The organism is Streptomyces sp. 147326, assembly GCF_045000215.1.
GTDB lineage: Bacteria > Actinomycetota > Actinomycetes > Streptomycetales > Streptomycetaceae > Streptomyces.
Window position 1 is genome coordinate 4,877,627 of record NZ_CP134201.1, and the last position, 12,596, is coordinate 4,890,222.

12 protein-coding genes are annotated in these 12,596 nt (G+C 71.6%); 8 read left to right on the forward strand and 4 right to left on the reverse strand.

Annotated elements, in window-relative coordinates; all coding sequences use genetic code 11:
- Nucleotides 1–185: 185 nt before the first annotated feature.
- A complete protein-coding gene (locus RIU97_RS22330) occupies nucleotides 186–1,385 on the forward strand; it encodes a sensor histidine kinase (RefSeq protein WP_404959366.1) in 1,200 nt (399 codons plus the stop codon).
- A 41-nt stretch (nucleotides 1,386–1,426) separates the two neighbouring features.
- Complete coding sequence (locus RIU97_RS22335) at nucleotides 1,427–2,107, forward strand: response regulator transcription factor (RefSeq protein WP_030387286.1); 681 nt, start codon at nucleotides 1,427–1,429, stop codon at nucleotides 2,105–2,107.
- A gap of 101 nt (nucleotides 2,108–2,208) precedes the next feature.
- Here the strand turns inward: RIU97_RS22335 and RIU97_RS22340 are convergent, their stop codons facing one another.
- Nucleotides 2,209–2,898 (reverse strand): DUF461 domain-containing protein, encoded by a 690-nt coding sequence (locus RIU97_RS22340; protein WP_404959367.1) that lies wholly within the window; start codon nucleotides 2,896–2,898, stop codon nucleotides 2,209–2,211.
- A gap of 601 nt (nucleotides 2,899–3,499) precedes the next feature.
- On the opposite strand from RIU97_RS22340, the gene RIU97_RS22345 reads away from it, so the two are divergent.
- The 6 genes from RIU97_RS22345 to RIU97_RS22370 all read left to right on the forward strand — a co-directional run bounded on the left by RIU97_RS22345 (nucleotide 3,500) and on the right by RIU97_RS22370 (nucleotide 9,853).
- Nucleotides 3,500–3,982, forward strand: coding sequence for a CarD family transcriptional regulator (locus RIU97_RS22345; protein ID WP_003953493.1), 483 nt, complete (start codon nucleotides 3,500–3,502; stop codon nucleotides 3,980–3,982).
- A gap of 280 nt (nucleotides 3,983–4,262) precedes the next feature.
- Nucleotides 4,263–5,009, forward strand: coding sequence for a 2-C-methyl-D-erythritol 4-phosphate cytidylyltransferase (ispD, locus tag RIU97_RS22350; RefSeq protein WP_404959368.1), 747 nt, complete (start codon nucleotides 4,263–4,265; stop codon nucleotides 5,007–5,009).
- Nucleotides 4,999–5,604, forward strand: a complete 606-nt coding sequence (ispF, locus tag RIU97_RS22355) for a 2-C-methyl-D-erythritol 2,4-cyclodiphosphate synthase (RefSeq protein WP_404959369.1) — start codon at nucleotides 4,999–5,001, stop codon at nucleotides 5,602–5,604. Before ispD ends, ispF begins: the two co-directional genes overlap by 11 nt.
- Nucleotides 5,605–5,697: 93 nt before the next feature.
- Nucleotides 5,698–7,098: a cysteine--tRNA ligase gene (gene cysS, locus RIU97_RS22360; protein ID WP_404959370.1), complete on the forward strand. Its 1,401-nt coding sequence runs from the start codon at nucleotides 5,698–5,700 to the stop codon at nucleotides 7,096–7,098.
- Between the two features lie 95 nt (nucleotides 7,099–7,193).
- A complete protein-coding gene (gene rlmB, locus RIU97_RS22365) occupies nucleotides 7,194–8,165 on the forward strand; it encodes a 23S rRNA (guanosine(2251)-2'-O)-methyltransferase RlmB (RefSeq protein ID WP_404959371.1) in 972 nt (323 codons plus the stop codon).
- 158 nt (nucleotides 8,166–8,323) lie between these two features.
- Complete coding sequence (locus RIU97_RS22370) at nucleotides 8,324–9,853, forward strand: DoxX family membrane protein (protein ID WP_404959372.1); 1,530 nt, start codon at nucleotides 8,324–8,326, stop codon at nucleotides 9,851–9,853.
- A gap of 145 nt (nucleotides 9,854–9,998) precedes the next feature.
- Here RIU97_RS22370 and RIU97_RS22375 read toward each other — a convergent pair whose 3' ends face one another.
- From RIU97_RS22375 to RIU97_RS22385, 3 genes are all read right to left on the reverse strand, one after another.
- Complete coding sequence (locus RIU97_RS22375; RefSeq protein ID WP_404959373.1) at nucleotides 9,999–10,766, reverse strand: NDP-sugar synthase; 768 nt, start codon at nucleotides 10,764–10,766, stop codon at nucleotides 9,999–10,001.
- A 28-nt stretch (nucleotides 10,767–10,794) separates the two neighbouring features.
- Nucleotides 10,795–11,208: a hypothetical protein gene (locus tag RIU97_RS22380; RefSeq protein WP_319730330.1), complete on the reverse strand. Its 414-nt coding sequence runs from the start codon at nucleotides 11,206–11,208 to the stop codon at nucleotides 10,795–10,797.
- Nucleotides 11,209–11,404: 196 nt separating this feature from the next.
- A complete protein-coding gene (locus RIU97_RS22385) occupies nucleotides 11,405–12,493 on the reverse strand; it encodes an ABC transporter ATP-binding protein (RefSeq protein WP_404959374.1) in 1,089 nt (362 codons plus the stop codon).
- Nucleotides 12,494–12,596 lie beyond the last annotated feature (103 nt).

Below are 12,596 nucleotides of genomic sequence, written 5' to 3' on the forward strand. Positions count from 1 at the left end.
AGTAATGCCCGGGGCGGGCCGGGGCGGCCTTTGGCCCCACGTTGACACGGTGAGCCGCAAACGCGTCCGACTCCGGCACCACAAGTGAATCAACCCCGTCGCCAGGGTGAACTCTGGGCGACGACTGTTCGAGGTGCCACCCGAACGGCTGTGGAAGTGTCGTCGCGCCTGCTTAACCTGGATCCATGGACGTGAACGCGGCGGTCGCCGCAGCTGCAGCGATCGCCGGTCTTTGCACCGGTGTGATCGCGATGCTGGCGTTCCGCTGGAGCGAGCGCGACCAGGCCCGCCCCACCCGGAGCTCCATGCGCCCCGACATCAATGCGGTGCTCCCGCCCGGCGTGGACACCGTCCTCTCCGTGCTCCGCTCCTCCGCCGTCGTGCTGGACGAGGGCGACGCGGTGGTCAAGGCCAGCTCGGCGGCGTACGCCCTCGGCCTGGTCCGCGGCGGCAAGCTCGCCGTCGAGCCCATGCTCCACATGGCCCGTGACACCCGGCGCGACGGGGAGATACGCCAGGTGGAGCTGGACCTGCCCCGGCGCGGCACCGGCCGCGGCGAGGCGCTCGCGGTCTCGGCGCGCGTCGCCCCGCTCGGCTCCCGCCTGGTGCTCCTCCTGGTCGAGGACCTCACCGAGGCGCGCCGCATCGAGGCCGTACGCCGCGACTTCGTGGCCAACGTGTCGCACGAGCTGAAGACCCCGGTCGGGGCGATCTCCCTGCTGTCCGAGGCCGTCATGGACGCCTCGGACGACCCCGAGGCGGTCAGCCGCTTCGCGGGCCGCATGCAGATCGAGGCCACCCGGCTGATCAACCTCGTGCAGGAGCTCATCGACCTCTCCCGGGTACAGAACGACGACCCGCTGGAGGACGCCGAGCCCGTGCGCGTGGACACGCTCGTCGCCGAGGCGATCGACCGCTGCCGCCACACGGCGTCCTCGAAGCAGATCACCATGGCCGCGGGCGGCACCGCCGACCTGCGGGTATGGGGCAACCGCGGGCAGCTCGCGGCCGCCCTCGGAAATCTGGTCGAGAACGCCGTCAACTACAGCCCCGCCCGCACCCGCGTCGGCATAGCCGGGCGCAGGGTGGCGGCACCGGGGGGAGACTTGATCGAGATCGCCGTGACCGACCAGGGCATCGGCATCCCGGAAAAGGACCGCGAGCGCATCTTCGAGCGCTTCTACCGCGTGGACCCGGCCCGCTCCCGTGCCACGGGAGGAACGGGCCTCGGCCTTGCGATCGTGAAGCACGTGGCGGCCTCGCACGGCGGGGAGGTGTCGGTCTGGAGCTCGGAGGGCCAGGGTTCCACCTTCACCCTGCGACTCCCCGAAGCGGCGGCGCCGGCCCCGGCGACGGCCCCCCACACCCACCCCACCCCTGCCTGAACCAGAACCGCACCAGCCATTCCTGCCCCGGAGGTCCTTCCGTGACCCGAGTGCTCGTCGTCGAGGATGAGGAATCCTTCAGCGACGCCCTGTCGTACATGCTCCGCAAGGAGGGCTTCGAGGTCGCCATCGCCGCGACCGGGCCCGATGGGCTGGACGAGTTCGAGCGCAACGGCGCCGACCTCGTCCTCCTCGACCTGATGCTTCCCGGCCTGCCCGGCACGGAGGTCTGCCGGCAGCTGCGCGGCCGCTCCAACGTTCCCGTGATCATGGTGACGGCCAAGGACAGTGAGATCGACAAGGTCGTCGGGCTGGAGATAGGAGCAGACGACTACGTCACCAAGCCCTTCTCCTCGCGCGAGCTGGTCGCCCGCATCCGCGCGGTCCTGCGCCGCCGCGGGGAGCCGGAGGAGGTCACCCCGGCGGCGCTGGAGGCCGGTCCCGTACGGATGGACGTCGACCGCCACGTGGTCACCGTCGCCGGCGGCAAGGTGGACCTCCCGCTGAAGGAGTTCGACCTGCTGGAGATGCTGCTGCGCAACGCGGGCCGCGTACTGACCCGCATGCAGCTGATCGACCGGGTCTGGGGCGCCGACTACGTCGGTGACACCAAGACCCTCGACGTCCACGTCAAGCGCCTCCGCGCCAAGATCGAGCCGGACCCGGGCGCGCCGCGCTACCTGGTGACGGTCCGCGGTCTCGGCTACAAGTTCGAGCCGTAGGCCGAAGACGTCCCGGCAGTACGGGAAGGGCCCCCAGCCGCTGATGCGGATGGGGGCCCTTCCCGTATGCGTACGTGTACGGCGCTACGCCGCCCTCGGTCTCAGTGGCCCGCGCTGTGCGAGGGAGAACCCGACGGCGTGCCGGCGGCGCTGCCCGAGGGGGACCCGGACGGGCTGCCCGAGGCCGCACCGCCGGCCGCGCCCGACGGGGAGCCCGACGGCGAGCCGGAGGGGGTGCCGGCCGGGGTGGCGCCGGCGGCCGGCGTGGCGGCCGGGGCCGCGGTCGGGCCGAAGCCGGCGTACATGCCGGTGTTGGGGACCACGAAGGCCTCCAGCTCGACGCCGCCCGTGCTGCTCAGCTGGAAGACGACCTTCTGCACCTCGCCGTCCCGGACGGACGCGGCCCCGTTCTCGATCACGGCGGAGGCGTTGCCCTTGCCGCCGATCACCACGGAGCCGAGGGCCGGCACGGTGACCTTGCCCGAGCCTTCGGCCGGCTTCAGCGTGACCTTGCCCTTGCCACCCGGGAGGGTGATGCTGTCAACGGTCTCCGCCTTGGTGCCGTTGTTGAAGAGCGTCGCCGAAACGACCGCGGGGCCCTTCTCGCCCTTCTGGCCCTGGGTGATCACCAGGGCGTTCTGGACCTCGATCTCGCCCTTGGTGGCGGCGGCGTTGTCCGGCTTGATCTGGAGGGTCTGCGCGTCCTGGCCCGCACCGCATGCGGCCAGCGAGGCGATCGAGAACACGACGGCAGTGGCGGCGAGGGCGCCGCGTCGAAGGCTGCGGCTCACGGCGGCGGCAACTCCTTGGACGAACGGAAGGGGCGGGTGGACGCTCGGAACGGCCGAGGTAAAGCCGCTCTAAGGGTGTGTCAGCGCGCTTAGGTTACCGAGCCGCCGCCCCGCCCCCGCACCCGACCCTCCGCAGCGCAGGCGCCACCCTGCGGGCGCCCCGCGATCTTGCATTCCGCGTGCCGTTCCGCGTGCTCTCCGCCGCGCCGATCATGTGGCGCTCGCATATCGTGCGCCGGATGCCCGGTGATCAATTTCCGGGATTCCCCCGAACACACTTCGTGATCAATTCGGGATTGGGCCGGAACCCGCTCCGCACGGGCGGCCGCCAGTCGAACGGAGTAGTTCGGTTTCCCGACTCCAAAACCGGCAAAACGGGATGTACGTCACACTGATGGGGGTGCCGGGCAGGTGTAGCGTGGCCCTTTCGCCTGGTCCGCGCAGCGCCCCCGACCTGCGAATACCCCCTTCCGCAACCCTTCCGCAGCACGTTCCTGTCGCTGTTGTCAAGCCCCGAGATGTGCCCTGACCTGCGAAAACGCCATTCATAACAGTCAGTTCTCGTGTTACCCTGGATAGCCACGGAAGGGGTACCTGTCACATGACGTTCAAGGTTGGCGACACCGTGGTCTATCCCCATCACGGGGCCGCGCTGATCGAGGCCATTGAGACTCGTCAGATCAAAGGCGTGGACAAGACCTACTTGGTGCTCAAGGTCGCCCAGGGCGACCTGACGGTTCGTGTGCCTGCGGACAATGCGGAGTTCGTCGGCGTTCGCGACGTAGTCGGCCAGGACGGGCTGGACCGGGTCTTCGAGGTGCTTCGCGCACCGTATGCAGAAGAGCCGACGAACTGGTCCCGGCGCTACAAGGCAAATCTGGAGAAGCTCGCTTCTGGCGATGTCATCAAGGTCGCCGAAGTGGTGCGTGACCTGTGGCGTCGTGAGCGCGAGCGCGGGCTCTCCGCGGGTGAGAAGCGCATGCTCGCGAAGGCACGCCAGATTCTGGTGAGCGAGCTCGCGCTCGCTGAGAACACGAACGAGGACAAGGCCGAGGCCCTCCTCGACGAGGTGCTCGCGTCCTGACGCGAGGCATCCCGTGCACAGCCTCTGTGCACAGTCTGCCGCGGTGCCCGATGACAACGTCTCTCCTCCACGAGAGACCTGTTGCCGGGCGCTGCGGCATGTCTGTATCCGTACGTATCCGTACTCTTCTGCACTACCACGCTGCCACCGTCTCGACGGCGTGCCGGGCCCGGGCAGCCTGCTCGACCGGTCGTCACGGAAGGGGCGAGGGCGTCGCACCCGGCACCCTTCAGGCCATACCCATGTCGGCCGAAGTCACAAACCTGGCTCGGAGCTACTGATGTCTGACGTAACGCGCCCCCACCGCACCGCCGCGGTGATCCCGGCCGCCGGCCGCGGGGTACGCCTCGGCCCCGGTGCCCCCAAGGCCCTGCGGGCCCTCGGCGGCACCCCGATGCTCGTCCACGCCGTACGCGCGATGGCCCGCTCCCGCGCGGTCTCCCTCGTCGTGGTCGTCGCCCCGCCCTCCGAGACCGCCGAGGTGCGCCTCCTCCTGGGCGAGCACGCGCTGCCCGAGAGGACCGAGCTCCTCGTCGTCCCCGGCGGCGAGACCCGCCAGGAGTCCGTACGCGCCGGCCTGGACGCCCTGCCGAAGGACGTCACCTCCGTCCTCATCCACGACGCGGCCCGCCCGCTCGTCCCCGTGGACACCGTGGACTCCGTCGTCGAGGCCGTACGCGACGGAGCCCCGGCCGTGGTGCCCGCGCTGCCGCTGGCCGACACCGTCAAGGAGGTCGAGCCCGGCAAGCCCGGCGAGGCCGAGCCGGTCCTCGCCACGCCCGAGCGGGCCCGGCTGCGCGCCGTGCAGACCCCGCAGGGCTTCGACCTCGCCACCCTCCTGCGGGCGCACGCCGCGATCGCCGTCGACGGCGAGGGCGCCACCGACGACGCCGGCATGGTGGAACGGCTCGGTGTCACCGTCGTGGTGATCCCCGGCCACGAGGAGGCCTTCAAGGTCACCCGCCCGCTCGACCTGGTCCTCGCAGAGGCCGTACTCGCCCGCAGGAGGGCCACCGATGGTTTCTAGTCCGCAGAGCCCGCAGAGCCCGCAGAGTCCGCAGAGCCCGCAGAGCCCGCAGAGCCCGAGTCCGCAGAGCCCGCAGAGCCCGAGCCCGCAGAGCCCGCAGGGCCCGCAGGCCCCGCTGATCCCGCTCGTCGGCATCGGCACCGACGTGCACGCCTTCGAGGCCGGCCGCGAGCTGTGGTGCGCCGGCCTGCTGTGGGAGGGCGAGGACGGCCTCGCCGGCCACTCCGACGGCGACGTCGCCGCGCACGCCGCCTGCGACGCCCTCTTCTCCGCCGCGGGCGCCGGCGACCTCGGCGCGCACTTCGGCACCTCCCGCCCCGAGTGGTCCGGCGCCGCCGGTGTCACCCTCCTGGCGGAGGCCGCCCGGATCGTCCGCGCCGAGGGCTTCGAGATCGGCAACATCGCCATCCAGGTGATCGGCGTACGCCCGAAGATCGGCAAGCGGCGCGAAGAGGCGCAGAAGGCGCTCGCCGCCGCGGCCGGCGCCCCCGTCTCCGTGTCCGGCACCACCACCGACGGCCTGGGCCTCACCGGCCGGGCCGAAGGGCTGGCCGCGATCGCCACGGCCCTCGTGTACCGGACGAACCGGGCCTGAACACCCGTGGCGACGGCACATCTTCCACAACAAAGGTGCCCCGCGTCCCCAAAGGGCGCGGGGCACTGCTACAGGCGCACTACCCTGGATGCCGTGACTATTCGCCTGTACGACACCAGCGCCCGGCAGATCCGCGACTTCACCCCGCTCACCGCGGGCTGTGTCTCGATCTACCTCTGTGGCGCCACGGTGCAGGCCGCCCCGCACATCGGGCACATCCGGTCGGGCCTCAACTTCGACATGATGCGCCGCTGGTTCGAGTACCGGGGCTACGAGGTCACCTTCATCCGCAACGTCACGGACATCGACGACAAGATCATCGCGAAGTCCGCCGAGCAGCGCCGCCCGTGGTGGTCCATCGGCTACGAGAACGAGCGCGCCTTCAACGACGGCTACAGCGCCCTCGGCTGCCTCCCGCCCACCTACGAGCCCCGCGCCACCGGCCACGTCACCGAGATGGTCGAGATGATGCGCGGCCTCATCGAGCGCGGCCACGCCTACGAGTCCGAGGGCAACGTCTACTTCGACGTGAAGTCGTACCCCGGCTACCTCGCGCTGTCCCGCCAGGAGCTCGACAACATCCGCCAGCCGGAGAGCACCGGCGAGACCGGCAAGCGCGACGCCCGCGACTTCGCCATGTGGAAGTCCGTCAAGCCCGGCGAGCCCTCCTGGGAGACCCCGTGGGGCCGCGGCCGCCCGGGCTGGCACCTGGAGTGCTCCGCCATGGCGCACAAGTACCTCGGCGAGGCCTTCGACATCCACGGCGGCGGGCTGGACCTGATCTTCCCGCACCACGAGAACGAGATCGCGCAGGCCAAGGCCTTCGGCGACGAGTTCGCGAACTACTGGGTCCACAACGCCTGGGTCACCATGTCCGGCGAGAAGATGTCCAAGTCCCTCGGGAACTCGGTCCTCGTCTCCGAGATGGTCAAGCAGTGGCGCCCGATCGTCCTGCGCTACTACCTCGGCACCCCGCACTACCGGTCGATGATCGAGTACAGCGAGGAGGCACTGCGCGAGGCCGAGTCGGCCTTCGCCCGGATCGAGGGCTTCTACCAGCGGGTCATCGAGAAGGCCGGCGGCCCCGTCGAGCCCGCGGTCGAGGTCCCGCCCGCCTTCGCCGAGGCCATGGACGACGACCTGGGCGTCCCGCAGGCGCTCGCCATCGTCCACACGACCGTCCGGCAGGGCAACAGCGCGCTCGCCGCCGACGACAAGGACGCGGCCATCGCGCGCCTGTCCGAGGTGCGGGCCATGCTGGGCGTCCTCGGTCTGGACCCGCTCGACCCGCACTGGGCCGGCGAGGCCGACCGCGGAGAGGACCTCCACGGCGCCGTCGACACCCTCGTACGCCTCGTCCTCGACCAGCGCGAGTCCGCCCGGGCCCGCAAGGACTGGGCGACCGCCGACGCCATCCGCGACCAGCTCCAGCAGTCCGGCCTGGTCATCGAGGACAGCCCGACGGGCCCGCGCTGGACGCTCGGCCCCCGCTGAGCCCGCGCAGCTGAACTTGGTGTGCCGCCCGGCGCTCCGGGCGGCACACTCTTCATACGTACATATCGCAGTACCAACGAAAACAGGTAGAGGTCATGGCCGGGAACAGCCAGCGCAGGAACCGCCGCACGTCCAACAAGAAGGGCGCCACGGTCGGCAGCGGTGGCCAGCGGCGCAAGGGCCTGGAGGGCAAGGGCCCCACGCCCAAGGCCGAGGACCGCAAGAAGCACAAGGCGAACCGCATCAGCAACGCCATGGCCCGCCAGGCCGCCAAGCGCCGCCCCGCCCCCCGCCGCGGCGGCCCCAAGGGCACCAGCGAGATGGTCGTCGGCCGCAACCCGGTCTTCGAGGCGCTGCGCGACGGCGTTCCCGCCACCACGCTGTACGTCCAGCAGTTCATCGACAACGACGAGCGCGTCCGCGAGGCCCTCCAGCTCGCCGCCGAGCGCGGCAACATCAACCTGATGGAAGCCCCGCGCCCCGAGCTCGACCGCATGACCAACGGGCTCAACCACCAGGGCATGGTGCTCCAGGTCCCGCCGTACGAGTACGCGCACCCCGAGGACCTCACTGCGGCCGCCTACGACAACGGCGACGAGCCGCTGATCGTCGCCCTCGACGGCGTCACCGACCCCCGCAACCTCGGCGCGATCGTCCGCTCCGTCTCGGCCTTCGGCGGCCACGGCGTGGTCATCCCCGAGCGCCGCGCCGCCGGCATGACCGCCGGTGCCTGGAAGACCTCGGCCGGCACCGCCGCCCGTACCCCGGTCTCGCGCGTCACCAACCTGACCCGCGCCCTGCAGGACTACAAGAAGGCCGGCATCACCATCGTCGGCCTCGCGGCCGAGGGCGAGCACACGGTCAACGACCTGGAGGTGCTCGGCGGCCCGGTCGTCATCGTCGTCGGCTCCGAGGGCAAGGGCCTCGGCCGCCTCGTGGGCGAGAACTGCGACTACCTCGTGCGCATCCCGATGCCGGGCGGCGCCGAGTCCCTCAACGCCGGTGTCGCTGCGGGCGTCGTGCTCTACGAGGCGGCCCGCCGCCGCGCGGACCGCGGCCGCGCCTGATCACCCGGAGCCCCCGCTCCCTTGATCCACTTGGCTCACGGAAAGTGACCCGTGAGCGTGTCACCCCGCCCGTTTCGGGCGGGGTGGCTTGATCTTGACGGGTCTCGGACACATCCCTGTCGTCAAGGCAGTGTCCTAAACACTGATCACTCGGTTAGATGAGTGTGGACACCAGAACGTCAGGGTTCGACGACCAGCCCGCGCTGAGCATGGTCAAGGTGCCGTGCGATCCCGCACAGGTCATCGTCAACCACGCCAGCTTCCGCGTGCGGCTCGCACCGAGCCCGAGCGCGCGTTCCAAGCCCGCCAAGGCCCCCGGCCGCGCGCCCGTCCTGGGCGGTGCCGTGGTGGCGGCCGCCGGGGCCACCCGCCGCCGGGCCCCCGTGGTCTGGAGCGGCAAGTCCGACGCCGGCGACGCCGCGGCCATGGGCGGACTGCTCCAGGCCGTACGCGAGTCCGGGCGCGGCTACGACGAGTACGAGGTCGTGGGCGAGTACGACGGCGGAGCCACCCAGGTCATCCCGCGCATCGACCTCGCCCACGACCTCGCCGAGGACACCCTCGCCACGCCGACCGTCATCGGCCAGCGCAGCTACCGGGACCCCTCCGAGACGCGCCCGCTGGCCGCCGTACGGGACCTGCCCCACCAGGAGCCGCCCGGCTCCGGGCCCGGGCCGGACACCCGGCGGTCGGCCGCCGACTCCCGCGGACAGGCCTCGTACTACCCCGGCCGCCGCATGAACCTCGGGGTCGTCCTCCTCCCGCTGCGCGTCTTCCTCGGCTTCATCTCCATCTACGCCGGCATGGGCAAGCTGTGCGACCCCGTCTACTTCGACGGCGGCGAACGCGGCTCCATGGTCACCTGGCTGCACACGCTCAACCCGTGGGCGCTCGCCGAGCCGCTGCGGGACTTCGCCCTCGCGCACCCGGTGGGCGCGGGCCTGAGCGTGGCCTTCCTCCAGGTCATCGTGGGCGTGCTGACGGTGTTCGGCCTGTGGCAGCGGTTCGCCGCCTGCTTCGGGGCGCTCCTGTCGGCCGCGCTGCTGATGACGGTGAGCTGGAAGACCGTCCCCGCCTACGACGCGCCCGACATCATCTACCTCGCCGCCTGGAGCCCGCTGATCATCGCGGGCGCCCCGGTCTACTCCCTCGACGGACGCCTCGCCGGCGAGGCCTGGCGCACCCTCGGGCCGCGCTCCGAGATCTGGCGGCTGCGGCGGCGCGTGCTGCGCCGCGGGGCCGTCATGGCGACCGTCGTGTGCGGGCTCGCCCTGCTCGTCGGCTCGCTCCTCGGCGGCGCCGTCCGCTCCACCACCGTCGTCACCGTCCCCGGGCCCGGCCAGGCCCCGAGCAACTACCTGCCGGGCCGGCCGCTGCCGCAGACCCCGGCCAGGCAGCAGCCCTCCGCGCAGCCGACGGCCAAGGCGCCCGCCCCCTCGGCCTCCGCCACTCCCACCGAGCCCGCCGCGAAGTCCGGCAAGGGCGCCTCGGGCGCACCCGCCCGGGAGACCGCCGGGACGGGCTCCCAGTCGCCCTCCGCGACGCGGGGCACCACCGGCAGGCAGCAGACCCCGCGCAGCACCCCCCGCCAGTCCACGTCGCCCCGGCAGCCGTCCTCCTCGGGCAGCTCGAACGGCGGCGGGACTCCGACGAAGCAGCCCGGACTGATCGGCGGTCTCATCGGCTGAGCCCCACCGGCGGGACCCGTACGACGACCGGGGCCCGGCGCGCGCGAGCGTGCCGGGCCCTTCCGCGTGCGCCGGGCGACGCGCGAAGCGCCGTACGCGGGTGGGCGGGGGTGCGGGGCCGGGGCGCCGTGAACCGTGAGCGGCCTCAGGAGCCCGTCTGCGCCGCCAACTCCCGTGCGGCCTCGGTCAGGTCCTTCGCGGTGTCGATGGCCCGCCAGTAGGCCCCCTGGGGCAGCGGGAAGCCCGCCAGCCGCCGCTCGCGCGCCAGTCGCGGGAACGTCGTCCGCTCGTGGTCCCCGAAGTCCGGGAGCAGCGGAGCGAATTCGGGCCCGAAGACGTACACGCCGGCATTGACGGGATACGGCGACGGCGGAGCCTCGATGAAGTCCAGTACCTGCCCGAACTCGTTGGTCTCCACCACCCCCCACGGAATCCGCGGCCGGGCCAGCGCCAGCGTCGCCACCGCACCGCGTTCGGCGTGGAAGGCCGCCATCTCGCGCAGCGAGAACCGGGTCCAGATGTCGCCGTTGGTCGCGTACCAGGCCAGGTCCGGGTGCGGGAGGTGCCGTGCGGCGTACTTGAGGCCGCCGCCGCGCCCCAGCGGCTCCTCCTCGACCACCGTGGTCACCCGGAGCGGCAGTTGGGCGCCGGCCAGCCACTCCTGGAGCACCCCGGCGAGATGTCCGCAGGAGACCACCGCGTCCGTGACCCCCTCCGCCGCCAGCCAGGCCAGCTGGTGCCCGATGATCGGCACCCCCGTACCCGGGATCTCGACCATCGGCTTGGGGCGGTCGTCCGTGTACGGCCGCAGCCGCGAACCCTGGCCGCCCGCCAGGACGACTGCCTGGGTGGGAGCGGCGGGGAACGCGGCTGCGGAGGAGGAAGAGGGGGCGGATCGGTGGTCGTCGGTCATGGCGGCCAGCGTAGGGACGCGGGGTGCGTCAGCCCATGGAGGCGACGCCGGAGGCGTACGAGGTGTCGCAGACGGGACGGGCGAAGGACTGGGCCTTCGTCGGGCCGTACGCGTCGACGGCGGCCCGGCCCAGCGCCCGGGCGATCCCCACGCAGTGCTCGGCGAGCGACGGCCGCCGGTTCACCTCCTGCTGGAGATGCGTGAGGACGTCGTCCGGCGCCTGGCCCTGCTGCAGATCACCGACGAGCTGTTCGCGCAGCACCTCGTGCGCGGCGCGCGGCTTCGCCGGGGCGGAGACGCCCTCGGCGGAGGCGGTCAGGATCTGGGAGGAGGACGTGTCCGCCCAGGGGACCATGGTGACCGCGAGGGTCCCGGACAGGACGAGGACGACGGGCAGGACCAGGGCGAGGGAACGGCCGATACGGCGGGCAGTGTGGGTCACGAGGGCGAGAGTAGCGCTCGGTGAAGATTTGGCGACATTTAGTCACCCTGTCGAGGGACGGTTCGACGTGGCTTTTCGAATTACGGGTTGACGGAGAGGGTCGAATGGCCCGGTCTGCCGGAGTTGGGCAACGCACGGCGGAGGGGCGCCCCTTGACGGAACGCCCCTCCGGTCGTGCGGGGTTGCGGAGTACGGGTCAGCCCGACAGCCGCTCGCCGGAGGAGGTCGAGAACACGTGGATCTCGTCGGCCCGGGGCACCACGTGCAGGCTGGAGCCCTTCTCCGGCACCTGGCGGCCGTTCACGCGGACCACGAGGTCCTGCGAACCCTTCTCGCCCGGGGTGGAGCCGTAGACGTAGCCGTCGGCGCCGAGTTCCTCGACGACGTTCACGTCGATGGTCAGGCCGCCGGTCTCGGCGAGGTCGAAGTGCTCGGGGCGCACGCCGACCGTGACGGTGCGGTCGCCGGCGTCGGCCGCGGCGGACAGGGCCTCGCGCGAGACCGGGACGACGCTGTCGCCGAACTTCACGCCGCCGTCGGTGATCGGGACCTCGACCAGGTTCATGGCCGGGGATCCGATGAAGCCGGCCACGAAGAGGTTCGCGGGACGGTCGTACATGTTGCGCGGGGTGTCGACCTGCTGCAGCAGCCCGTCCTTCAGGACGGCCACGCGGTCGCCCATCGTCATCGCCTCGACCTGGTCGTGGGTGACGTAGACGGTGGTGATGCCGAGGCGGCGCTGCAGGCCCGCGATCTGCGTACGGGTCGACACGCGGAGCTTGGCGTCCAGGTTCGACAGGGGCTCGTCCATCAGGAACACCTGCGGCTGGCGCACGATCGCGCGGCCCATCGCGACGCGCTGGCGCTGACCGCCGGAGAGCGCCTTGGGCTTGCGGTCGAGGTAGGGACGCAGGTCGAGGATGTCGGCCGCCTCCTCCACCTTCTTGCGGATGGTGGCCTTGTCCACGCCGGCGATCTTGAGCGCGAAGCCCATGTTGTCGGCGACGGACATGTGCGGGTAGAGCGCGTAGTTCTGGAACACCATCGCGATGTCCCGGTCCTTGGGCGGCAGGTGCGTGACGTCACGGTCACCGATGCGGATGGAACCGCCGTTGACGTCCTCCAGGCCGGCGAGCATGCGCAGCGAGGTGGACTTGCCGCAGCCGGAAGGACCGACGAGGACGAGGAACTCGCCGTCCTCGATCTCCAGCTCCAGCTGGTCGACGGCGGGCTTGTCGCCGCCGGGGTACAGCCGGGTCGCCTTGTCGAAAGTGACAGAAGCCATGGTGATGAATCCCTTCTACCGGCAGGAACGTGCCGGACGATCCGAGTGGAAGGAAGAATGGGTCTAGTCCAGTAACACCGAACTCCGCCCGACGCTACCTCCC